The organism is Micromonospora sp. NPDC049497 (assembly GCF_044465805.1).
GTDB lineage: Bacteria > Actinomycetota > Actinomycetes > Mycobacteriales > Micromonosporaceae > Micromonospora.
The window spans coordinates 1-20,132 of the sequence record NZ_JBITMC010000004.1 but is presented as its reverse complement, the minus strand read 5'-3'; the positions used below and the strand labels follow the sequence as shown (position 1 = coordinate 20,132).

The 20,132-nt window shown below is 72.1% G+C and carries 22 protein-coding genes and 1 tRNA gene; 10 read left to right on the top strand and 13 right to left on the bottom strand.

Annotation, left to right across the window (positions count from 1 at the left end; translation table 11 throughout):
- Positions 1-76: 76 nt before the first annotated feature.
- The gene (locus tag ACIBR0_RS07800; RefSeq protein ID WP_396713322.1) at positions 77-1,174 is read right to left on the bottom strand and encodes an outer membrane lipoprotein carrier protein LolA; all 1,098 of its coding nucleotides are present in this window, start codon (positions 1,172-1,174) and stop codon (positions 77-79) included.
- Between the two features lie 98 nt (positions 1,175-1,272).
- Between ACIBR0_RS07800 and ACIBR0_RS07795 the strand changes: the two genes are divergently transcribed.
- Positions 1,273-1,929, top strand: a complete 657-nt coding sequence (locus tag ACIBR0_RS07795) for a response regulator transcription factor (protein ID WP_396713321.1) — start codon at positions 1,273-1,275, stop codon at positions 1,927-1,929.
- A gap of 55 nt (positions 1,930-1,984) precedes the next feature.
- Positions 1,985-3,466, top strand: a complete 1,482-nt coding sequence (locus tag ACIBR0_RS07790; RefSeq protein WP_396713319.1) for a sensor histidine kinase — start codon at positions 1,985-1,987, stop codon at positions 3,464-3,466.
- Positions 3,467-3,488: 22 nt separating this feature from the next.
- On the opposite strand, the gene ACIBR0_RS07785 is transcribed toward ACIBR0_RS07790, so the two are convergent.
- A complete protein-coding gene (locus ACIBR0_RS07785; RefSeq protein WP_396713317.1) occupies positions 3,489-5,075 on the bottom strand; it encodes a tetratricopeptide repeat protein in 1,587 nt (528 codons plus the stop codon).
- 47 nt (positions 5,076-5,122) lie between these two features.
- Complete coding sequence (locus tag ACIBR0_RS07780; RefSeq protein WP_396713315.1) at positions 5,123-5,584, bottom strand: MarR family winged helix-turn-helix transcriptional regulator; 462 nt, start codon at positions 5,582-5,584, stop codon at positions 5,123-5,125.
- A 50-nt stretch (positions 5,585-5,634) separates the two neighbouring features.
- Between ACIBR0_RS07780 and ACIBR0_RS07775 the strand changes: the two genes are divergently transcribed.
- Both ACIBR0_RS07775 and ACIBR0_RS07770 read left to right on the top strand, forming a co-directional pair.
- Complete coding sequence (locus ACIBR0_RS07775; RefSeq protein WP_396713314.1) at positions 5,635-6,156, top strand: VOC family protein; 522 nt, start codon at positions 5,635-5,637, stop codon at positions 6,154-6,156.
- A gap of 60 nt (positions 6,157-6,216) precedes the next feature.
- Positions 6,217-7,107 (top strand): hypothetical protein, encoded by an 891-nt coding sequence (locus ACIBR0_RS07770; RefSeq protein WP_396713312.1) that lies wholly within the window; start codon positions 6,217-6,219, stop codon positions 7,105-7,107.
- A gap of 120 nt (positions 7,108-7,227) precedes the next feature.
- Here the strand turns inward: ACIBR0_RS07770 and ACIBR0_RS07765 are convergent, their stop codons facing one another.
- The 4 genes from ACIBR0_RS07765 to ACIBR0_RS07750 all read right to left on the bottom strand — a co-directional run bounded on the left by ACIBR0_RS07765 (position 7,228) and on the right by ACIBR0_RS07750 (position 9,520).
- Positions 7,228-7,407 (bottom strand): DUF4236 domain-containing protein, encoded by a 180-nt coding sequence (locus tag ACIBR0_RS07765; RefSeq protein WP_357034630.1) that lies wholly within the window; start codon positions 7,405-7,407, stop codon positions 7,228-7,230.
- A 112-nt stretch (positions 7,408-7,519) separates the two neighbouring features.
- Positions 7,520-8,035, bottom strand: coding sequence for a GNAT family N-acetyltransferase (locus tag ACIBR0_RS07760; RefSeq protein ID WP_396713310.1), 516 nt, complete (start codon positions 8,033-8,035; stop codon positions 7,520-7,522).
- On the bottom strand, positions 8,035-8,490 hold the full coding sequence (locus tag ACIBR0_RS07755; RefSeq protein WP_396713308.1) for an RrF2 family transcriptional regulator: 456 nt from the start codon (positions 8,488-8,490) through the stop codon (positions 8,035-8,037). The genes ACIBR0_RS07760 and ACIBR0_RS07755 overlap by 1 nt, the downstream gene beginning before the upstream one ends.
- A 7-nt stretch (positions 8,491-8,497) precedes the next feature.
- Entirely contained in the window at positions 8,498-9,520 is a 1,023-nt protein-coding gene (locus tag ACIBR0_RS07750; RefSeq protein ID WP_396713306.1) for a helix-turn-helix domain-containing protein, read from the bottom strand.
- Positions 9,521-9,658: 138 nt separating this feature from the next.
- On the opposite strand from ACIBR0_RS07750, the gene ACIBR0_RS07745 reads away from it, so the two are divergent.
- Positions 9,659-10,435: an SDR family oxidoreductase gene (locus ACIBR0_RS07745; RefSeq protein ID WP_396713304.1), complete on the top strand. Its 777-nt coding sequence runs from the start codon at positions 9,659-9,661 to the stop codon at positions 10,433-10,435.
- Between the two features lie 103 nt (positions 10,436-10,538).
- On the opposite strand, the gene ACIBR0_RS07740 is transcribed toward ACIBR0_RS07745, so the two are convergent.
- Positions 10,539-10,970 (bottom strand): SsgA family sporulation/cell division regulator, encoded by a 432-nt coding sequence (locus ACIBR0_RS07740; protein WP_007457244.1) that lies wholly within the window; start codon positions 10,968-10,970, stop codon positions 10,539-10,541.
- A 295-nt stretch (positions 10,971-11,265) separates the two neighbouring features.
- On the opposite strand from ACIBR0_RS07740, the gene ACIBR0_RS07735 reads away from it, so the two are divergent.
- Both ACIBR0_RS07735 and ACIBR0_RS07730 read left to right on the top strand, forming a co-directional pair.
- Positions 11,266-11,814, top strand: coding sequence for a TIGR02611 family protein (locus ACIBR0_RS07735; protein ID WP_396713302.1), 549 nt, complete (start codon positions 11,266-11,268; stop codon positions 11,812-11,814).
- A gap of 52 nt (positions 11,815-11,866) precedes the next feature.
- A tRNA-Val gene (locus ACIBR0_RS07730) sits at positions 11,867-11,938 on the top strand.
- 77 nt (positions 11,939-12,015) lie between these two features.
- On the opposite strand, the gene ACIBR0_RS07725 is transcribed toward ACIBR0_RS07730, so the two are convergent.
- The 3 genes from ACIBR0_RS07725 to ACIBR0_RS07715 are packed head-to-tail and all read right to left on the bottom strand — an operon-like array spanning position 12,016 to position 14,998.
- Entirely contained in the window at positions 12,016-13,236 is a 1,221-nt protein-coding gene (locus tag ACIBR0_RS07725) for a tyrosine-type recombinase/integrase (RefSeq protein WP_396713300.1), read from the bottom strand.
- Positions 13,236-13,433 carry an excisionase family DNA-binding protein gene (locus ACIBR0_RS07720; protein ID WP_396713298.1) on the bottom strand — a complete coding sequence of 66 codons (198 nt, stop codon included), beginning with the start codon at positions 13,431-13,433 and terminating at the stop codon, positions 13,236-13,238. The genes ACIBR0_RS07725 and ACIBR0_RS07720 overlap by 1 nt, the downstream gene beginning before the upstream one ends.
- On the bottom strand, positions 13,430-14,998 hold the full coding sequence (locus ACIBR0_RS07715) for a replication initiator (RefSeq protein ID WP_396713297.1): 1,569 nt from the start codon (positions 14,996-14,998) through the stop codon (positions 13,430-13,432). Before ACIBR0_RS07715 ends, ACIBR0_RS07720 begins: the two co-directional genes overlap by 4 nt.
- Positions 14,999-15,559: 561 nt before the next feature.
- Between ACIBR0_RS07715 and ACIBR0_RS07710 the strand changes: the two genes are divergently transcribed.
- Positions 15,560-15,937: a cyclic-phosphate processing receiver domain-containing protein gene (locus ACIBR0_RS07710; RefSeq protein ID WP_396713295.1), complete on the top strand. Its 378-nt coding sequence runs from the start codon at positions 15,560-15,562 to the stop codon at positions 15,935-15,937.
- Between the two features lie 645 nt (positions 15,938-16,582).
- Here the strand turns inward: ACIBR0_RS07710 and ACIBR0_RS07705 are convergent.
- Positions 16,583-16,936 carry a hypothetical protein gene (locus ACIBR0_RS07705; protein WP_396713293.1) on the bottom strand — a complete coding sequence of 118 codons (354 nt, stop codon included), beginning with the start codon at positions 16,934-16,936 and terminating at the stop codon, positions 16,583-16,585.
- 354 nt (positions 16,937-17,290) lie between these two features.
- On the opposite strand from ACIBR0_RS07705, the gene ACIBR0_RS07700 reads away from it, so the two are divergent.
- The gene (locus ACIBR0_RS07700; RefSeq protein WP_396713292.1) at positions 17,291-18,196 is read left to right on the top strand and encodes a hypothetical protein; all 906 of its coding nucleotides are present in this window, start codon (positions 17,291-17,293) and stop codon (positions 18,194-18,196) included.
- Between the two features lie 516 nt (positions 18,197-18,712).
- On the opposite strand, the gene ACIBR0_RS07695 is transcribed toward ACIBR0_RS07700, so the two are convergent.
- Positions 18,713-18,952, bottom strand: a complete 240-nt coding sequence (locus ACIBR0_RS07695) for a GntR family transcriptional regulator (protein WP_334456773.1) — start codon at positions 18,950-18,952, stop codon at positions 18,713-18,715.
- A 415-nt stretch (positions 18,953-19,367) separates the two neighbouring features.
- Here ACIBR0_RS07695 and ACIBR0_RS07690 point away from each other — a divergent pair, with 415 nt between their 5' ends.
- Positions 19,368-19,586: a flavin reductase gene (locus tag ACIBR0_RS07690; RefSeq protein WP_396713290.1), complete on the top strand. Its 219-nt coding sequence runs from the start codon at positions 19,368-19,370 to the stop codon at positions 19,584-19,586.
- Positions 19,587-20,132: the final 546 nt, after the last annotated feature.

Sequence of the window (20,132 nt, the reverse complement as noted above, 5' to 3'; positions counted from 1 at the left end):
GCCGGTCGCGTTCCCGCCGCAAACGACCACGGGGGCCCGCGCCGCGCGCGGACCCCCGATCAGGCTGTGGTGTCGCTCAGCCCCTGGCCACCTCGTAGAGCCGCTCCGGGGTCACCGCCCCGGCGATCACCCGGCCGTCGTCGGTGAGCAGCACGTTGACCATCTTGGTGGAGAACAGCCGACCGCTGCCCCAGTCGCTGCGGACCGCCGGCAGGCTGCCGAGCAGCGCGCCCACGTCCGGCTCGTCGGCCGCCGCGGCGTCGCGCTTCTCGCGCGCCGGTCCCGCGCCGTCGACCCGCGCGACCACCACCGTGGCCCAGCCCTCGCCGACCGTACGCACGTCCGGCTTCTTCCCGTCGGCCGGCTTGCCCCGATCCTCGGCGGGCCGCGCCTCGGCCTTCTCCTCGGTCACCGTCACGCCCGGCGGCGGGTTGAAGGTGAACTGGTCGGCGTCCGGCCGGGCGTACGAGATCTGGGTGAAGGCCATCTCGAACGCCGGGGAGTCGCTGCCGTCGGCGAACACCTCGAACCGCAGCGGCACGTGCTCGCGGGCGTCGATGGCGATGCGGACCTGGCTGACCAGCGAGGCGGCGTCGCGCGGGGCGAGCACCAGCTCGTACGCGTCCCGCCCGGCCACCGTGGCGGCCCGGCCGACGCTCACCTCGGTGCTCGGGTCGATCGCCGCGAGCGCCCGGTCGGCCGCCTCCTGCGGCGTCGCCGGCAGCTCGGGTGCCGACTCGCGTCCGGCCTCGGCGGGCAGCACGCGGTGGGTGGCGGAGTTGGTCCGGCTGTTCCAGGTCCACACGTCCCGGCCGTTGCGGACGATGTCCTGCTCGCCGAGGGTGTCGAGCAGGGCGACGCGCTGCTTGTCCGGCCCGGAGTGCCACACCCGCAGGGTGTGCGTACCGGTCAGCAGGGTGGTCAGCTCGTTGCCGCCGACCAGCCCGACCAGCGGCGGCAGGCCGAGGTCGGCGCGCTGGACGACCGTGCCGGACAACCCGTCGAGGCGGGACGTCTGCAGGTCGACCAGGAGCTGGGCGGCGGTCCGGGGCGGCAGGCTCGGCTCGGCCTGGGCGGCGAACGTGCCGATCGCGGCACCTCCGCCCACGACGGTCACGGCGGCGGTCAGTGGGACCAGCCAGCGCAGGACGGGACGGCTCTTCAGGACGGACATGTGGGCACCTCCTGGGACACATCCTGCCCGGTCCACGCTGTGAAGGTGCTGAGGAACTCCCCTACGGGTGCGAGCGTAGGGGTGGCACCCTTGACTCCGTGCGGTTGCTGGTGGTGGAGGACGAGTCCCGGTTGGCGTCGGCGCTGCAACGCGGCCTGGCGGCCGAGGGGTTCGCGGTGGATGTCGCGGCGAGCGGCCCGGCCGGGCTGGACGCCGCCCGACACGGCGGCTACGACGCGATGATCCTCGACGTGATGCTTCCCGGCCTCTCCGGTTACGAGGTGGTCCGCCGGCTGCGCGCCGAGGAGCACTGGCTGCCGGTGCTCATGCTCTCGGCCAAGGACGGCGAGTACGACCAGGCCGACGGGCTGGACTGCGGCGCCGACGACTACCTCACCAAGCCCTTCTCGTACGTGGTGCTGCTGGCGCGGCTGCGGGCGCTGCTGCGGCGCGGCGCTCCCGAGCGCCCGACCGTGCTGACCGTCGGGGACCTGCGGCTGGATCCCGCGCGGCGGCGGGTGACCCGGGCGGATGCCGAGGTGGCCCTGACCGCGCGGGAGTTCGCGCTGCTGGACTACCTGATGCGGCGGGCGGGCGAGGTCGTGTCGAAGACCGAGCTGCTGGACCACGTGTGGGACGCCGGGATGGAGACCGCCCCGAACGCCGTCGAGGTCTACGTCGGCTACCTGCGGCGCAAGATCGGCCGTGAGCGGTTGGAGACCGTGCGCGGCGTCGGCTACCGGCTCGCTACGTGAGCGCGAGGAGTGAGCCGGTGTTGCGAGCCCCGCAGTCGCGAGCCAAGGCGGTGCCGTGAGTCCCGGCGCCCCGCCGGCGCCGGTGCGCCGGCCGTGGCGGCGGCTGCGGGCCGCGCTCGGCCTGCGGGGCCGCCTCATGGTGATCGGTGTGCTCGGTGTGTCGGTCGGCCTGGCCGTCGGTGGGCTGGTGCTGCTCGGCGTGCTCACCTGGTCCCTGCACCGCACCGTCGACACCGAGGCGTTCCGCACCGCCGACGCGGTGGCCCTGCTGGCCGCCGAGGATGCCCTGTCCGACCCGCTGCCGGTCGCCGGAGGGCAGGTCCGGGTGCAGGTCATCGACGCGCAGGGCCGCGTCCGGGCGGCCTCGATCGACGCCGACCGGCTGGTGCCGATGGTCCGGCCGGATCAGGTCGATCGGGACGCCCCGACCCGGCTGACCGTGTCGGGGGAGCGGGTCGGCCTGACCGGGCCGGTTCGGGTCGTCGCCGTGCCGGCGGGCACCGCCGAGGACCCGCTCACCGTCCTGGTCGCCCGGTCGCTCGGCGACGTCCGGCAGAGCGCGCACGTGGTCCGGACCATCCTGCTGGTCAGCTTCCCGCTGCTGGTGGCCGTGCTCGCGGCGGTCGCCTGGCGGGTGGTGGGCGCGACCCTGCGCCCGGTCGAGGCGCTGCGCCGGGGTGCCGAGGAGATCACCGGCCGGGACGGGAGCGGGCGGCTGCCGGTACCGGCGTCGCAGGACGAGATCCACCGGCTGGCGGTCACCCTGAACGACATGCTGGACCGGTTGCGCTCCGGCCGGGACCGGCAGCGGGCCTTCGTCGCCGACGCCGCGCACGAGCTGCGCAGCCCGCTGACCAACATGCGGACGGAGCTGGAGGTCGCGCAGCGGTTGGCGGACCGCACCGACTGGCCGGCGGTGTCGGTGAACCTGCTGACCGACGTGGAGCGGCTCAGCCGGTTGGTGGACGACCTGCTGCTGCTCGCCCGCACCGACGAGGCGCCCGCCGTCCGGTCGGCCGGGCCGGTGGAGCTGGGCGGGCTGCTCGCCTCGGTGGCCGCCCGGTACCCGTCGCCGCCGGTGCGCCTGGTCGCCCCGGCCGCTCCGGCGTGGACGGTGGGGGACCCCGACGAGCTGCGCCGCATCCTCACCAACCTGGTGGACAACGCGGTCCGGCACGCGCGCACCGAGGTGGTGCTGGCGGTCGAGCCGGGTGCGGGGGAGGGCGGCGTCGGGGCGTACCACCGGGTGACGGTGACCGACGACGGGCCCGGCATCCCCGCCGCGGACCGGGAGCGGGTCTTCGGCCGGTTCACCCGGCTCGACCCGGGCCGGGACCGCGACGTGGGCGGCGCGGGGCTCGGGCTGGCCATCGTGCGGGAGCTGACCCGCCGGGCCGGCGGCCGGATCCACCTCGCCGACGCCGATCCGCCTCCGGGCCTGCGGGTGGAGGTGCTGCTGCCGGTCCTGCCCGGCGAGGAGCCGGACGGTGATCGTCTGCGCGTGACCGGTCCGGCGGCCGGCGTGTCGGACCGCTGAGGCGCAGACGATCACCGGTCGGTCAACGGCGCTTCGTGCAGACCGCCTTGCTGGTGGCGATCGTGTCGGCGGACCAGACCACCCCCACCGTGAAGCAGTAGTCGGTGCTGCGGTTGAGGTTGTAGGCGATGAACTCGGTGGTGCCGGCGGGCAGGTTGGCGAAGGCGTTCGGCGTCTGGCCGGCCCGGCCCCCGGAGATGACCACCGGCCCCTCACCGCCGGCTGGGTACGTCCAGCGCAGCACGACGCTGTCGCGGTTGTCCCGCAGGGCGAGCGCGCCGGGTGGGCTGCCCGGCGGGGCGGGGGCGCCGGCCGTCGGGCCGGTGGGTGCGGGTGCGGTGGTGGCCGGCGGTGTGGTGCCGCTCGGGACGGGTCCGGGTGTGCCACTCGCGGCCGGTGCGGGCGGTTCGTCGTCGCCGTCGAAGCGGGACACCCCGGCCACCACGGCCGCGGCGCCCAGCAGCACTACCGCCACGCCGCCCGCGACGAGCGGCAGCATCCGGTTGCGCGGGGGCGCGGGCGCGCGGTGCACCGGCACCGGCAGCAGCCGGGACGGGATGTACGGCTCGTCGCTCGGCTCCCGGGCCGTGTGGTGGCGTACCCGGTGCACGCCGTCGGCCTCGTCGGTGCCGGCCAGGGGGACCACCGACGGGGGGACGGCGGGCTCCTCGCGCCGGTCGTGCTCGGGCGGCCACCAGCCCTGGTCGGCCGGCGTGGTGTCGGCCGGTCCGTCCACCGGCTGCCGGGGCGACGGCACGGTGTGCGTCGGGTCGGTGTGCTGCGGCGGCGGCTCGGCGGGCCGGTAGCCGGCCTGGGAGGGGTGGTACGCGTGCGGCGGGGCGGGCCCGTCGCCGGGTGGGGGCGTCCGGGCGGTCGGCACGATCGGGGTGTCCCGGTCGACCGGGGTGGTGTCCGCGCAGACGTGGTCGGGGTTCGCGGCGGCCCGGGCCAGGCTCGCCACCTGCGCCGCGAGGGGATCGTCCGCCGGTAGGTGCTGCCGGCACAGCTCCCGGGCCAGCGCCAGGTTGTCGTGCGCCTCGGTGAACTCGCCGCAGTCGCGCTGCATCGCGCCCAGCCGGGCGAGCATCTTGATGCCGCTGGGGTGGCCGTCGCCGTACACCTCGCGGTGCAGCTCCCAGGCGTCGGCGAGCCGGTCCCGGGCCGCCTGGCACTGGCCGCGCGCGTACTCGACGGTGGCCAGGTCGGCGTGCGCGGCGAGCACCCGCAGCGACTCCGGCCCGTCCGCGGCGGTCAGCTCGATGATCACCTCCTGGTAGAGCCGTGCGGCGCGGGACCAGCTGCCCACCCGGTGCAGCACCGCCGCCAGGGTGGCCGCGGCGGCGATGGTGCGCTGGTCGGATCGGCCGTGCAGCCGGGTCGCGGCCGCGTACGCGAAGGCGGCCCAGCCCCGCGCGGAGTGCGGCTCGCCGAGCGCGACCAGGACGCGCGCCTGGAGGCCGGCCGCCTCGGCCAGCTCGGGCGTGGCGTTGGCCGGGCGCGGGTCGGCGTCGGTCAGCGCGTCGGCGAGAAGCCGCTGGGCGCCGGCGAGGTCGCCGGTGGACACCAGGTGATGCGCTTGGTCAGTCAGGTCACCGAAGCCGGAGGGCACGCCCCATCGTGCTCATCCGACGACGGTAAGTACAAGACCCGCGCCGGTCAGGTTTCCCGGAGATGGTCCACGAGGGCCTCACTGATCCGGCGTAGCTGGTCGACCTGGGCCGGGCTCAACGCGTCGAACAGGTGCCGGCGTACGCCTTCCACGTGCCCGGGCGCGGCGGCCGCGAGGGTCGCGAAGCCCGCGTCGGTGAGCAGCGCGACCTGCCCGCGTCGGTCGGTGGGGCAGTCCTCGCGGCGCACCCAGCCGGCCGCTTCCAGGCGGCTCACCGCGTGCGAGAGGCGGCTGCGCGACGAGCCGCTGACCTGGGCGAGGTCGCTCATCCGCAGCCGCCGGTCGGGTGCCTCGGAGAGGCGGACCAGGATCTCGTAGTAGGCGTGCGGCATCCCCGCGTCGCGTTGCAGCTCGCGGTCGAGCGTCTCCATCAGGCCCCGGGAGGCGGTCAGGAACGCCCGCCACGTGCGCTGCTCGTCCGGGTCCAGCCAACGGGTCATGACGCCCATCATACGGCAGTTAGTTGAACGCTCAACAAAATCGGCGTACCGTCGGTGGCATGGGAATCCACCGTCTCAACCACGCCGTCCTCTACGTCAGCGACCTGGAGCGCAGCGTCGCCTTCTACCGTGACGTGCTCGGCTTCCGCCCGGTCGCGATGACGCCGGACGGCTTCCGGGGCGCCACCTTCCTCCAGGCCCCCGACTCCACCAACGACCATGACCTCGGCCTGTTCGAGATCGGTGCCGCCGCCGGTCGCTCCGCCGCCGGTCGCTCCACCGTCGGCCTGTACCACCTGGCCTGGGAGGTCGACACCCTCGACGAGCTGGCCGCCACCGCCCAGCGGCTCGCCGCCGCCGGCGCCCTGGTCGGCAGCTCCGACCACGGCACCACCAAGAGCCTCTACGGGCAGGACCCCGACGGGCTGGAGTTCGAGATCGTCTGGCTGGTGCCGGCCGCGCTCCTCGACGAGACCGCCCTCACCGCCCGCAAGCGCATCGGCCGCCTCGACCTGGACGCCGAACGCCGGCGCTACGGCGGCCAGACCCGCGGCGGCGTCGGCATCTCCGTCCCCGCCTGACACGCGGCGGGTTGCCCCTCCGCCCGTCCACGCGGCGGGCGGGTGGGGTAGAACGGCAGCATGCCGACCGACGCCGTCCTGCGCGAACTGCTCGTCCGACACCTCGAGGTCTGGTTGCCGGGCGTCGCCCACCGCGCGCGGCGGGCCACCGTCGTCCTGGCGTACGCCGGTGACGACTCCGGGACGCCGGAGGCCGCCCTGGGCGCCGTGGCCGAGTACGCCGACCGGCTGCGCGGTCGACAGTTGACCGTGGTGGTGCTCGCCGGCGGGGGGACGGAGCTGGCGGCCCGGCTGGGCGTCGCGGAGGCGGCCCTGCCGAGCGAGGTTGCCGTACACCTGGTGCCCGGTGGGCCGGACCGGCTGCCGGTCGCCCTGAAGGCGGCCGGTGCGGCGGGCGCGCCCCTGCTGTCGTACGTGGACGGGCCGGTGGACCCGGCGGTGCTGCGCGGCGCGGCGGGCGGCCGGCCGGCCGAGGTGCTCCTGGTCTCCTCCGGCCCGGTGCCCCCGACCCGGCCGGCACTCGCCGACGCCGGGTTTCCGCTGGTCACCGAGGTCGATCTGGTACCCACCGACGGCACGCCCGCGCGCCGGCTCGCCTTCGCCACCGGGTTCGACCGGAGCCTGGAGGCGTTCAAGGAGGCGCTGTGGGCGGTCGACGAGTACGCCGGGGTGCGCTACCGCGACCCGGCCGACCCCGCCGGCCGGGTGCTGGACATCGCGGCCGACCCGGAGCCCGGACCGCTGCGCCGGGAGTTGCTGGCCGAACTGACCCGCTCCGGTCCGCGTACGGTGACGGAGCTGCGCCGGTACGCCCTCACCTCGACCGTCTACCGGGCGGCCGACGCGGTCCGGGCGCTGACCGGGCTGCTCGCCTCGGGCGCGGTGACCCGCGACCCGGAGCACGGCCGGCTGGGCGGGGACGTGGTCGTCACCGCCGCTCGCCCGCGTTAAGCGGGGGCCCTTTTTCTACCGGAGGCGTTAACGGGGGGCCCTTCCTTACGCACGAATCCTTACGCACGAAGTCGAACGGGGTGCCGGTGAAGCACCGGCACCCCGTTCGACCTCGGGACGTCACGCCCGGTTCTTGTCCTGCTTCCAGGACAGCGGGCCCGGCAGGTCCACACGGTGCGCCTTGGCCCTGGAGTTCCAGGACCAGCGACCGATCTTGATGCTCCAGGACGAGAACCCGTTCTCGGTGAAGTTGAGGATGATCGGGCCGTACTTCTTGCGCTTGCGGAACATCAGACCCATCGCGTGGCTCCCTTCAATTTCCCTTCCCTGCCCTGTCGAACGTGAACATGCCCGGAACCACGAATCGCGAAACCGGGCCCGATCCAGGGTGGACGGCCCCGCTGGTGCCGCTCTAGACCGGATCCGGGGCGTGGGCGGTGAGGACGCGGGTGGTGCCGCCGTGGGCCTCGGCGATGTCGCGCTCGTGGACGAAGCCGACCCGGGTCAGCAGGGCGAGACTGGCCCGGTTGGCGTCGGCGACGGTGGCGTGCACCCGCGGCAGGCCGAGGGTGTCGAACCCGTACGTGACGAGGGCCCGGGCCAGCTCGGTGCCGAGCCCGACACCCCAGGCCGGCTTCGCCAGCGCGTACACGATCTCGTGGCCGTCGACCTGGTCGGTCCGCTTGATCTCGGCGTGCCCGACGTACCGGCCGTCGTGGTGCACCGCCCAGACGTTGAAGAGGTCCTCGGCGTAGACCACGGTGAACACCCGGCCGAACAGCTCCGCCGCCTCCTGCGTGGCCAGCGGCCCGTCGCCCATGAAGCGGCCCACCTCCGCGTCGCTGAGCAGGGCGACGAAGTCCTCCGCGTCGTCCGGCCGGTACGCCCGGAGCACCAACCGGTCGGTGCGCAGGGTCGGGGTCGGCATCAGCGTGGCTCCCAGGCGTCCGGCAGCGCCGTCAACTTCCGGACGTGCGCGGGGAGACGCCCGCTGACGATCTCGGCGAGGCTGACCTCGTCGACGACCCGGCGCACCGCCGCGCGGACGGCCACCCAGAGCCCGGGCAGGTTCTCCGCCGAGCCCTCGTACCGGGTCTCCTCCGGGCGCAGGCCGCGCACCCCGGCCAGCGGGCCCTCGACCGCCCGCAGCACCGCGCCGACGGTCACCTCCCGCGGTGGACGCGCCAGGGTGTAGCCACCCTCCGCGCCGCGCTGCGCCCGGACGATGCCGCCCCGGCGCAGGTCGGCCAGGACCGCCTCCAGGAACTTGCGGGGCATGTCCTGCTCCGCCGCGATGGCCTGGGTGGAGAGCAGGTGAGGGTACGCGGTGGCGAGGCTCAGCGCCGCCCGTACCGCGTAGTCGCCGCGCGCGGAGATCTGCACCCTGCCATCATGCCGGGCGGCGGGTGCCCGTCGCGTCGGCAGGTGGGCGCGGACGCACGAGCCGCCCGTTCGTCGGCTTCTCCCGACCGGCCGGGGACGTCGCCGGTGAGGGCGTCCGGTCGCCGGGCTCGGGCGGCGCGGACCCGGGCGGCGCGGGCTGCCCCGCGGCGGGCCGGGCGGCTCCGGCCAGAGGCTGGTCGCGGGCGGCGCGGAAGGCGCCGGGGCTGGAGCCGACCTCCCGGGTGAAGAACCGGCCGAAGTTGGTCGGCTCGGTGAACCCCAGCCGGCGACCGATCCGGGCGATCGGCTCGTCGGTGGCCGCCAGCAGCCGGCTGGCCTGGAGCGCCACCCGCTCGTCGAGCACCTGCTTGGCGCTGCGACCGGTGACGGCCAGGCAGGCGCGGGTCAGCGTCCGCACCGAGCAGCCGAGCTGGGCCGCGTAGTCCTCCACGCGGCGGCTGTGCGGGTAGCCGCGTTCCACCTCCCGGCGGAACCGCTGGTAGGTGGCCGCCTCGGCGCGCGGCGCGGTCGACGGCGCGACGCCGGGAAGCAGCGACAGCCGCAGCAGCAGGACGGCGAGTTGGTGACGGAGCAGCGCCTGGGCGGCGGGTACGTCCCGGTGCCGGTGAGCGTCGACGGCCAGCTGGGTCACCTCGTTGATCACCGCGTCCTCGTCCTCGCCGACGAGTTGTCGCCACGGCGGGACCGCGTCGAGATCCACCTCGAACCCGCGCAGCACCTCGGCGTCCCAGCGCACCACCGTGGCGTCCAGCGGAGGGACGGTGCAGCGCAGCACCTGCCCGGCCCGCACCCGCAGCAGGGTGCCGGGCCGGCAGGGAAGCGGACGGAAGTCCAGGTCCGCCGTGCCGTGGCCGCCGGTGGTCAGGACCAGCAGGTCGCGGTTCACCAGCACCGGGCGCCGCCACCCGGGACCGGGCGCGAGATCACCTAGCGTGAGGGTGTCGATCGGGGCTGCGCCGGCGCCGGCGCCGGGGAGCGGGACGGGGGTGAGCTGACCGGGAGGGACCATCACCTGCGACGGTAGCCCGAGGTCACGGCCATTGCATCCCGGCCGGGGGTTGTTCTCGCTTCGGCGGCCGGGCTACGTTACCGGGCGGTAGCTCCGGTTCGGGCCGCCTTCGGCGGTGGACGACACGATGGGATGGACATGACGGATCTGTTCTCGGTCGACGGCAAGACGGTCCTGGTCACCGGTGGTTCGCGGGGTATCGGCCTGATGATCGCGCAGGGCTTCGTCCGGGCCGGGGCGCACGTGATCATCTCGTCCCGCAAGGCCGACGTCTGCGAGGCGGTCGCCAAGGAGCTCTCCACCGAGGGCCGGTGCGAGGCGATCCCGGCCGACCTCGGCAACGACGAGGGCGCACAGGGGCTCGCCGCCGCCGTCCGGGAACGGGTCGACACGCTCGACGTCCTGGTCAACAACGCGGGCGCGACCTGGGGCGCACCCCTGGAGTCGTACCCGGAGGCCGCATTCGACAAGCTCTGGGCGGTCAACGTCAAGGCCGTCTTCCGGCTCACCACCGCGCTGCTGCCGGCCCTGCGCGCCGGCGCCAGCGCCGACGACCCCGCCCGCGTCATCAACATCGGGTCCGTCGACGGCCTGCGCGTCCCGTTCATGGAGGTGTACGCGTACTCCGCCACCAAGGCGGCCGTGCACATGCTCACCCGCAGCCTGGCACACCAGCTCGCCGGCGAGCAGATCACCGTCAACGCGATCGCGCCCGGACCGTTCGAGAGCAAGATGATGGCGTTCGCGCTGGGGGACCCCGGGTCGCGTGCGGCCATCGCGGCGCAGGTGCCGTTGGGCCGCATCGGCCGGCCGGAGGACATGGCGGGCACCGCGATCTACCTGTCGTCGCGCGCCGGGGCCTACCTGACCGGTGCCGTCATCCCGGTGGACGGTGGCATCACCACCCACGGCTGAGCACCACCGGGGGCGGGACGCTGTCCGCGTACCCCCGGGTAGCCGGAGCCGCGCGGACTCGGCAGATCCGCGCGGCCCCGGTGTGGGCCGGTTGCCCGGTCGTTCAGCGACCGGCGAGCAGGCGGTTCACCGCCGTGTCGACGTCGAGGTGCTCGGCCTCGCGGCCGCGTGGCACCACGACGTAGGTCCGCCGCAGGAAGCGCACGAGTACGCTCCGCGGCACCTCGAAGAGGGCGTTGCCGTCGGGCGACGACAGCGCCAGGGCGACGAAGTCGCCGCGCGGGGTGGCCCAGGGCCAGACCCGCACGTCGCCGATGCCGGCCGGCTCGTCGAGACCGGTCACCAGCAGTTCACGGGCGAAGGACCAGCTGACTGCCTCGCCCCCGGCCGATTCGGCATGGAACAGGACATGAACCGCATACGGATCAGCTGGGTCGTAACGCAGACTGGCACGCACCGGCAAGGCCGTGGCGTCAGGTGCGACGAGCCTTAGCGACGTCTCGACCTCTACGGTCGTCGGTCGGATGACACTCATGGACGATCTCCCCCCGGCACCGCTGCGGAACGCGCGTGTCCCGCTTTTCCCATACTCAGGTGCTACTCCTGGCTACGCTCCGCCATACGCTGACTTCACCCAGTGGTGGGAAGGGGGTCGGAAACGCCGCGTGAATGTGAGGATTCATGTAGGATTTCCGGTTCTGCCCAGTGCGTTGGTCCCGCCCGGCATCGGGTGGCTCAGTCGACGACTTACTCCGGTAACGTCCAGTCGGCCGTTGCAGTGACGGGCGCGCGCCACACTGGGGGTGGAAATGGTGACGAAGCGATCCTCAATGGAGAGGATGACCGCGCCAAGCCCACCGAACGTCGCGGTTTGCTCAGCCGAAAAGCGGGGGTACGGGGTGCCGAAGGAGCAGCGTGACCGGCCCGGACGGCCGGTCCGGGAGCAGGGGGGTGGCCTTGCCGTGGCGGAACGGCGCAGCCGCCCACGCTGGCGGCAGCAGGTGTCGACGACCCTCGAGTTGATCCGCGCCAATCCCACCGGCCGGGTCGCCCTCAAGATCTTCATCGCCATCGCCGGCGCCCTCGTGGTGACGATCGGCATCGCGCTGATCCCGCTGCCCGGACCCGGGTGGCTGCTGGTGATCGCCGGCCTCGGCATCTGGGCCGTCGAGTTCCACTGGGCCCGCCGGCTGCTGGCCTTCACCCGACGGCACGTGCACGGCTGGACGCAGTGGGTGACGCGACAGTCGCTCGGAGTGCGGTTCGTGCTGGGTGGGGTCGGGCTGGTGTTCGTGTCGGCGGTCGTGTGGCTGTCGCTCAAGTACAGCCTCGGCATCGACCTGGTGGCGCAGGTGCTGAAGTACCTGGCGACGAACTGACGCCCCGGGTTTTTGGTCCGGTCGCACGATCAGGTAGAGTCGTCGGCGCTGAGGGCGATTAGCTCAGCGGGAGAGCGCTTCGTTCACACCGAAGAGGTCACTGGTTCGATCCCAGTATCGCCCACGCAGGTCAAAGGCCACTTCCCGGCTTCGGGAGGTGGCCTTTCTGCTGTCGTACAGCAGTTAAGTACAGCAACGGCGTCAGCGGCCGAGAGAATCGCCAAGGCGTTTGAGTGCGTCTCTGGTCGCCTTCGTCGATACCTGGGTGTAGATCTCCATCGTCACGGAGAAGCGGGCATGCCTCAGCACCTGCATGGCGACTCTGGGGTGGACGTCGAGGTCGGCCAGGAGCGTGGCGCAGGTACGGCGGGCGTCGTGAACGGTGATCGGCTTGACCTTGGCTTTGTCGCACCTCGTCTGCCACGACCGTTGGAAGTTGCGCGGCTCGATGGGTGTGCCGTAGCGGGTGGTGAATACGAGTCCAGTTTCGTGCCACGCCTTGCCTGCGGCTGCTTCAGCCTCGTCGCGTTGTTGCTGCCTGAGCTTGAACGCGGTCAGGCAGATGTCGGGCAGGGGGAGGGTGGCGTCGGACGCCTGGGTCTTGGTGTCGCGGTGCAGGAGCTGCCCGCGTACGCGTTGCAGTTGGCGACCGATGGTCAGCTCTCCGGCGTCGAGGTCGACGTCCTCCCACGTCAGTCCTAGGGCCTCGCCCTTGCGCAGGCCGGTGACGAGGACCAGGGCGTAGGCGGCGTAGAGCGGGTCCTCGTCGGCACGGGCCGATTCGAGGAACTTGCGGGCCTCGTCGCTCGACCAGGACTTGCCCCGCGGCCGACGGACGGTGGCGAGGGTGACCGGCACGGCCGGGTTCTTGGCGATGAGGTCTTCGGCCTGGGCGTGGGTGAGGGCGGCCCGCAGCGCGGCCCGGATGTCGCTGACCGTGCGCGTCGACGGGACGGCTTGGCAGCAGCGGCCGACCGCGCAGCAGCGCCGCTTGTCCTTCGGGCGGGCGGCGTCCTTGCCCTGGGCACAGCACTGGCAGGTCCGGGCCACCTTGTTGATCCAGGTCTGCACGTCGCGTGACTGGAGCCGGTCGAGCCGTTTCGTGCCGAGGCCGGGGGAGATGTAGCGGCGGACGAACGTCTCGTAGGTCGCGTAGGTCAATGGTGCGCGGTTCGGCTCGATGATCTCGGCCAGCCACCAGGTGAGGAAGCTGCCGACCGTCGGGACGCTGGTCGCCACCGGCCCAGCCTTGGCCTGCTGGTGCAGCTTGATCCACTTGTCGTGGACGGCCTCGCGGGTCTTGCCGTAGACGTACTTGCGGTCTCGCCGGCCGTCGGGCTTGGTGACCCAGACGTAGGCGGCGTAGCCGTTGCGGTAGGGGAAGATGGAGCCCTCGCCGTTGGCTCGTGCGCGTGCGGGCATCAGGCGGCCTCCTGGCGTTCAACCTGCTGGCGGATGTAGTCGTCGACCCATTCGGGGAGAATGCGGCGGTACTTGCCGTCCTTGATGGAGCGCAGTTCGCCGGTGGCGATCTTCATCTTGACCTTGGAGATGCCGAAGCCGAGCAGGACGGCGACCTCGGCGGGTGAGTACCAGCGCGGCGTGAGGTTCTGGCTCATGCGGCGGCCCCGAGGAGCCAGGCTTCGTGGGCGAGTTCTTCCCGGCCGATGCGTCTGCTCTCGCGTCGCCGTCGGGCGGCGGTGTTGGCGAGCAAGGCGTCACCTTCGGTCAGCCAGCCAGACCCGATGTAGGTGAGGACTCCGACCGTGACGGTGTCTGCTGCCTCTTCGTCCTCAGCTCGGCGGTAGGTGGCGCGGGTGTCGCGCAGCAGGCCGAAGGTGACGGAGTAGCGGCGAGCTTTGGTGAGGAAGTGGCCGCCGAAGCCGAGCATGTGTGCCCAGCGGCGCAGCCCGGCGTAGGCGTTCGGTTTGGTGTCAAGGATGCCTTGACGGTCGTCGGCCGTTGCGGCGCCGCTGGCGATGTCGGTACTGGTGGGCCGACCGAGGTGCCAGCAGGCGTCGATGAGGCGGGCGAGGTGTTCGCCTTCGGGATCGGCGTAGTCATCGATGGTGGCCTGGGTGAACCGGGTGAACGAGTGCCCGGTGGCTTCGGTGGCCTTGGTGGCGTACTTGGCCAGGTAGGCGGCGACCTTGCCGTCGGTCAGCTCGCCGCTGGCGGTGTTGATGCGCCGGACGTCGATCTGCTCGCCCCAGGCGATTAGCCAGCCTTGTATCCGGTTGGGGTGCGCGGGCGTGGTGACGGTGATCCGCGAGGCGGCGACGCGGATCGCGTCTTCCAGGTCGTCGACGGTGATGCCGGCCGGCGGCGGCACGAGCGCGTCCGGGTCGTCGGGGTCAACCCCGTCCAGGCGCAGCAAACAGTGAAAGTGCACCGCTGCCCGACGCTGCATCTCGGCGACCTTGCCATGCGACACCCGCACGGGCGGCACCCAGCGGACCTTGCCCGAGGCAGTGACGACCCGGACGAGCGGAATGCCTCGCCTCCGGCAGAGGGCGGCGAGGTGGCGTTCGAACGCCTGCTTGGTTCGCCGCCACAGCTCGCCAGAGAAGGAGTTCCAGACGACCTGGTGGTCGTGGTCGTAGCAGTCCAGGCACAACGGCTGCCCGAGCCGCGGATCGTCGGCGTCGTGGCGGGCGAAGCACGCCGCCGGCTGCCCGTGGGAGCAGGTGCCGGCGTTGCCGCGGGCGCGGCAGGGCGCGGGTCGGCAGTCGCAGCGCTGCCGGCTGCGGCAGGTGTGGCGGGGGACGTGGCGGTGGTGGACTGGGCCGAAGGACGGGGCGGTGAAGGTGGCGAAGACGACCGGGTGCTGGCCGACCGATGCGGGGACGCCCTTGCCGCCGGTCAGCCCGCGACAGACGACTTGGTAGGCGTCGCCCCGGTAGACCCAGGCGCAGTCCGGGCACACCGATTCGCGGCGGTTTCCGCACGCCTTGTAGAGCGTCCGGTCGGGCAGCTCGTCGGTGTGCAGCTGGCCGATGATGCGGCCGGTGTCTCGCTCGACGGCGGCGATGGTGCCGGTGAGGCGGACCGGGCGAGCACAGCCGCCGGCGGGGCGAGTGTGCTCCAGCCAGCCGGTGAACTCCGGCGTGGCGGCGCGGTGCAGGACCTGGGCGTCACGGCCGACGGCGAGGCCGGGGCGGTAGATGGTGAGCGGGGTGGACATGACTGTCTCCTCATCAGGGGTGGCAGGGACGGGAGACGAAGCACCACCAGCCGTCGACGGGTGTCCGCTGGTGGTGTTCGTCGTGTCTCCTGGCACCGCCGAGAGGGCGGCTGACGCCGGAGGGCGGAATCGTGGTCGTGCCACCTCCACGCCGATGGGTCATGTCCCATCGCGCTCGTGGACCTGATGAATGGGCCGGCACGGGTGAGGAGCCTGGGATATCGGCATCCGGCGGGTTGCCGCAGGCTGTCCCCACCCGTGAAGTGGGCGAATCCGGGCCATCGTGGACGGCAGGGAAGACCGTGCTGGGCCGCTCAGCGGATTCGGGGAAACCGGCATGGTGGCCGGTGTGATCGAGAGCCGGCGGGACGTGGCCCGCATCAGCGGCAGGAAGGCCGCTCGGCATCTCCGACATCGAGTCCAGCGATCCGCAGGGAAGGCCGCGCTGGCGTCCTCGACGAGCGCCAGAGTAGCACCGGGTACCGACACGTCAATCCGTCGTATTTCGATGCCGGATGCGGGCCCCAATAGCGATGGCGGCATTGAGGTGCAGGGCGAAGGATGGGCGTCCGGGTTACCGAGAAGCTGCCGCGAATCGTGCTGGTCGACGGCCTGCGTTCGTTTGTTGACGGCAGGTTGGCACATGTGGCGCGCACCAGCGCGGCGGGCGTTGAGGTGCTGGCCCGGCACCGGGGACAGCGGTTGGACGAGCTATGGCTGGATCACGACCTCGGCGAGGACGACACGATCTGGCCGGTAGTCGAGGTGCTGGAGCGGGCCGCGTTCGAGGAGCACCCGTTCGATATAGGCGTCGTGTACGTCCACTCGGCGAATCCTGCCGGCGCGGAGAAGATCATGCAGGCGTTGCGCCGCTGGGGCTACCACGTGCGCTCAGCAGCAGGATCGCCGCATGTCGGCTACCTGGCCGAGGCCAATTAGCGTCCGGCCGTCCAGCCGCCGACGAGGGCGGCGTGCGATACGGGACAGCCCGATGTGGGAGGACTTTCTTTACGTCTATCAAGGCGGCCCTGAACGGGCCGCACGCGCCGCCGCCTGGGCGCGCGTCCGTCGCTCCGCTGGCGCTCCGACTCCGGCCACGCAGAACGCCCGGCGGCTGGCGCGGAAGAGCGGGAAGCCCGGGGGCCGCCGCAGACGGTAGCGCCGAGGGTGGTTGAGGTTGGTGGCCGGCAGCCGGCCGGGCCGCGCCCGAGCGGGCGCGGCGCAGGGAAGGACACCCCGGGTCCGCGCGGCAGGTCGCGGCCGTCGGGGTCGGGGTTGGCGGCGCGAGTGTGCCGGGCCGCCCCTCCAAGCTCAAGGGCGCTACGCGTCGCAAGCGACGGCCCTGCGGGCCGCCCTTGACCTCGGAGCCTCTGCGACCCTCGGGCAGGAGTCGTGGGCAGACCGATGGCCTGCCCTTACATGAGGCGTGCCGCCAACCCCGCCCCCGACTTATCGCCGGTCACCCCCGAGGCGTCAAGGCCGTCTTGACGTGGCGGACCAGTCGACGGCCCGACCACGATGGCTTCAAGCTAGCCAACACCAACGGGCCAGAACCTCGCCATCACGGGACCGATTGCCGCGACGTCACTGCGGTGCCCGGGTGGCCGGAACCCCATGTGGGCAGTCGACGGGCACGGGGGTGATCTCGCGGGGCCCACTGGTCTCCCGGCGAACGTCGAAGCGCACGCAAATGTTGTAGTACACCTCGTCGCCGGCCAGCCAGCCCTCAGACACGCGGCCCACCATCATTACCTCTACCGTGGCCAGCAGACCCACCCCACGCTCGTCAGGATCGTGGACCGAGGAGGTGAGCCGCTCGCCTCCGGTTTCGGCGACAAGCCGGTTGAGTACGGACTGGTTGCTTTTCCAGCCCTTCAGACTGAGTGAGTCGGTCGCCCAGGGCTCGGTTTCGTGGGCGACCTGTTCGGCTCTCTCCAAGACCCTATCCCGAGCACTGTCGTGGCCCGAGGGGGCGCATCCAGCGGTAGGCAGCACGACGAGGCAGGCCAGCAGCGCGCCGACGCCTGTGCGCCCCCAGCGAGCCGGATCAAGCACCCGTCGACTATCGATAATGTGTCGCGACATGATGCCAGAACATCCCCGATCCCGTCGTCGCGCATCCGTCCGATTACTCAGCGCGGGCCTGAGTCGCCATGACTCGCAAACTAATGCAGGTGGTCTCATCCGGAGTAGACCTCGGCTGCTACATGGCCATCTACAACTATCGCTGGTGACTACCATGCGGGGGCCCGGCCGATGTCCGGTCGGCCCCCGCACCGTGTGGAGGCGTCGATGAACCTGCTGAACCGCATGGCCGTCGCCGCCGTCCCGGGCGGTGTCGGAGCGGGCGCGCTCGCCGCCCTGTGGCAGGAGCGGGCGCGTGCCGTGGCCGCCTGCGAGTCGGACACGATCGGTGCCTGTCTCGGCTTCGGGTTCCCGGTCCTGCTCGCCGGCCCGCTACTGGTGACTGCGGCCGTGTGGCTGGCGCTGCGCGCCACGGGCGTCGGGCCGGCCCCGTGGGCGGCCGCGCTCGGTGCGCTCGCCACCGCCGGCGGTGTCCTGCTACAGCAGGCGGCGCATCCCCGGTGGACTCCGCCACCGGTGTGGCAGGCGGTGGTGCTTGCCGTAATCGGTTTCGCCCTCGGCGTCGCGGTCGTCACCGTCGCGCTGCCACCCGCCGTCCGGGTGGGACTGGTTGTGGCGCTCCTGGCACCGCTGGCCGTCTTTCCGCTCCTGCGGCAGGAGACCCGCCGCACCGGGGACCGGGAGGCCTTCGCCGAACTCGGTCTTCCGCTGCTGGTGCCGCAGGTTCCGGGATACGACATCGCCTCGGCACACGCGGACCGGGCCGACCGGGTGCTCTCGGTGACGGCGACGCGGGGTCGTCGGTGGATCTCCGTGTACGTCGTCGACCTGCCGGACGACTTCGCTCCGCCCGGTCGGTGCGGTCTCGCCGTGGCCGACATCGTGCTGCGGCGGCAGCGCAACCAGCCACCGGCATCGCCCGGATGCCGACAGGTCGGCCCCGACCACTGGACGCGCGTGGAGCCGGTTGGAGAGGTCCATCTCGTACGACGTGGCGACGCGCTCGTCCTCGTCAGCCCGGGCACCGACGTGCCGGCGGCGGACGTGGAGAAGGCTGCGACGACTCTCACGCCGGTGACCCCGAACCGGCTGGCCGAATCGGGCAATCCGTAGCTCCGCCGGCAGAGCCGCGCGACGCAGCGGTACGGCGCAAAATGGGCAACTCGAAGATCACGGATGCAAATGGCCGGACGGTGACCCGATTCGCTGGGCGCGTTCGTCGGCCTCACCGCCGGGCTGGTGGCTCCGGCCACGCCGGCGTCCGCGGCCTGCAGCGCCCGCCGCCACAAGAGGTCGAGAGAGTCCGCAGGCGGCTAATTTCTGCGGGCTACCCGGAGGAGGACTTGTACCCGGACGACTGGTGAGGGCGGCAATGCAAGCGTTGGTCCTGACCACGTGGCCAGAGCGGGCAAAGGTCACGAGCAGGGCACTGGCGGGCGACGGAGCAGGAGAGGCAGCCAGGAGGCAGCGAAAAGACCAGCGCCGAACGGCAGTAGACGGTTCCCGGCAGCACGGAAGCCCTACCCAGCAGCGCAAGACGGCATCGGATGGCCTCCAACGGTGCTCCGTGCCCGCGTTCACACCGAAGCGTCTGCTGGTGGCACAGGCCTGATCCAGGCCGCTGTGTAACTACTCGGCGACGAAGACGCCTACGCCTGGCAGCGTCTCGGTCATGCCCTTGATCCGTAGCACCTGCATGGCACGGTCGATGACCGGCTCTGTAACGCCGTAGTGCTCGATCAACTCTCGCCGGCTGGGCAGCTTGGAGCCCGGCTGGAACTCGCCGGACTTGATGCGTTCGGCCAGGTCGTCGGCGATCTGCTCATAGCGGTAGCGCGGTGGCACGGTGTTCCCCTCGGTTGGCAACACGAGTAGACCACCTACGTCAGCCCTTGACCACCCAACGGTACCTATGGGAGGTTTCCGAGGAGGTCGATTCCCCCGGTTGGCGCTGTGGGCCGTCCTCGCCGGCGTGGATGTCCGGCGCATCCCCCGCGATCGGACATCCACGCCTCCGGATACCTCCAGCACCAGGAGGCGGCAATGCTCCCTTGGAATTCGCCAACTCGGCGGCTAGTGGCCTTGAGTGTGGCGGGCCGATGAAGCGCGTCTCCTACGACGAGTACGTCTTGGCGGCAGCGCTTACCTTCGCCCGTCGCCACCGACCCGTGTGGTCGTGGCGGCAGGGGCGACACATCTGCCGCTGCGGCGCGACCCTGCCGTGCCAAAGCCGTCACCGCATTCCGATCAACCGCGGCCACTGGCCCAGCCAGGAGGGGCCGCGATGACCACTCACCACCCGATCAAGCCGGCCTGGACGTGCGGCGGCTGCGCGGGGGAGTGGCCCTGCCAGACCCGGCGGCGGGAGCTGCGAGCCGAGTACGACCACGCCCCGGTGTCGCTGGCCCTCTACCTGGCTGCCCAGCTCGTCGACGCCGCCCAGGACCTGGCCCACGCGCCCGCCGGCCACCTGCACCACCGATTCCTCGGCTGGACCCGATGAGCATCCTGCGACCCGGCGACGAGAAGTTCCACTACAGCGACGGCTCCCACAAGTGGATCCCACCCGACCCCGACTACGACCAGGAGGTACTGGGACGAGCATATCCGCCAGCACAAGCAAGGCCACCTCAAGAACGAGCGCCCGAAGGTCCGCATCCAGCGCCTCGTCTGATGCCAGCAGTACAGCACCGAAGTACAGCAACCGTGCCAGCCGAAACGAGCCGAAAAGCGCGTCAGCAGGCCATCTGGCCTCGCATCGAGTCCGATGCGACCCCTTTGCCGAGAGTTCACACCGAAGAGGTCACTGGTTCGATCCCAGTATCGCCCACCATGAATACGGCGAGCTCAAGGCCCCTCGATCGAGGGGCCTTGACTCGTATCTGAGGCTCAGTCGTTGCCCGGAGGCAGCGAGAAGGCAGCAAAGGGACTCCAACACCCGGCGGTCCCGCTCATGTCAACGCCGGCTCAACCTTGACCCCTCTGTTCCGGCCGAATGTTGACCCCCTCGCTGGTTGTTGATGTTCAGTCGTTGGTCTTGGTGGCTGCG

Coding starts and splice junctions, on each gene's coding strand:
- ACIBR0_RS07800 (WP_396713322.1), bottom strand. CDS start 1,174: ATGTCCGTCCTGAAGAGCCGTCCCGTCCTGCGCTGGCTGGTCCCACTG.
- ACIBR0_RS07780 (WP_396713315.1), bottom strand. CDS start 5,584: ATGGGCGTCATGACCCGTTGGCTGGACCCGGACGAGCAGCGCACGTGG.
- ACIBR0_RS07775 (WP_396713314.1), top strand. CDS start 5,635: ATGGGAATCCACCGTCTCAACCACGCCGTCCTCTACGTCAGCGACCTG.
- ACIBR0_RS07770 (WP_396713312.1), top strand. CDS start 6,217: ATGCCGACCGACGCCGTCCTGCGCGAACTGCTCGTCCGACACCTCGAG.
- ACIBR0_RS07765 (WP_357034630.1), bottom strand. CDS start 7,407: ATGGGTCTGATGTTCCGCAAGCGCAAGAAGTACGGCCCGATCATCCTC.
- ACIBR0_RS07760 (WP_396713310.1), bottom strand. CDS start 8,035: ATGCCGACCCCGACCCTGCGCACCGACCGGTTGGTGCTCCGGGCGTAC.
- ACIBR0_RS07750 (WP_396713306.1), bottom strand. CDS start 9,520: ATGGTCCCTCCCGGTCAGCTCACCCCCGTCCCGCTCCCCGGCGCCGGC.
- ACIBR0_RS07745 (WP_396713304.1), top strand. CDS start 9,659: ATGACGGATCTGTTCTCGGTCGACGGCAAGACGGTCCTGGTCACCGGT.
- ACIBR0_RS07740 (WP_007457244.1), bottom strand. CDS start 10,970: ATGAGTGTCATCCGACCGACGACCGTAGAGGTCGAGACGTCGCTAAGG.
- ACIBR0_RS07735 (WP_396713302.1), top strand. CDS start 11,266: ATGGAGAGGATGACCGCGCCAAGCCCACCGAACGTCGCGGTTTGCTCA.
- ACIBR0_RS07725 (WP_396713300.1), bottom strand. CDS start 13,236: ATGCCCGCACGCGCACGAGCCAACGGCGAGGGCTCCATCTTCCCCTAC.
- ACIBR0_RS07720 (WP_396713298.1), bottom strand. CDS start 13,433: ATGAGCCAGAACCTCACGCCGCGCTGGTACTCACCCGCCGAGGTCGCC.
- ACIBR0_RS07715 (WP_396713297.1), bottom strand. CDS start 14,998: ATGTCCACCCCGCTCACCATCTACCGCCCCGGCCTCGCCGTCGGCCGT.
- ACIBR0_RS07710 (WP_396713295.1), top strand. CDS start 15,560: ATGGGCGTCCGGGTTACCGAGAAGCTGCCGCGAATCGTGCTGGTCGAC.
- ACIBR0_RS07700 (WP_396713292.1), top strand. CDS start 17,291: ATGAACCTGCTGAACCGCATGGCCGTCGCCGCCGTCCCGGGCGGTGTC.
- ACIBR0_RS07690 (WP_396713290.1), top strand. CDS start 19,368: ATGACCACTCACCACCCGATCAAGCCGGCCTGGACGTGCGGCGGCTGC.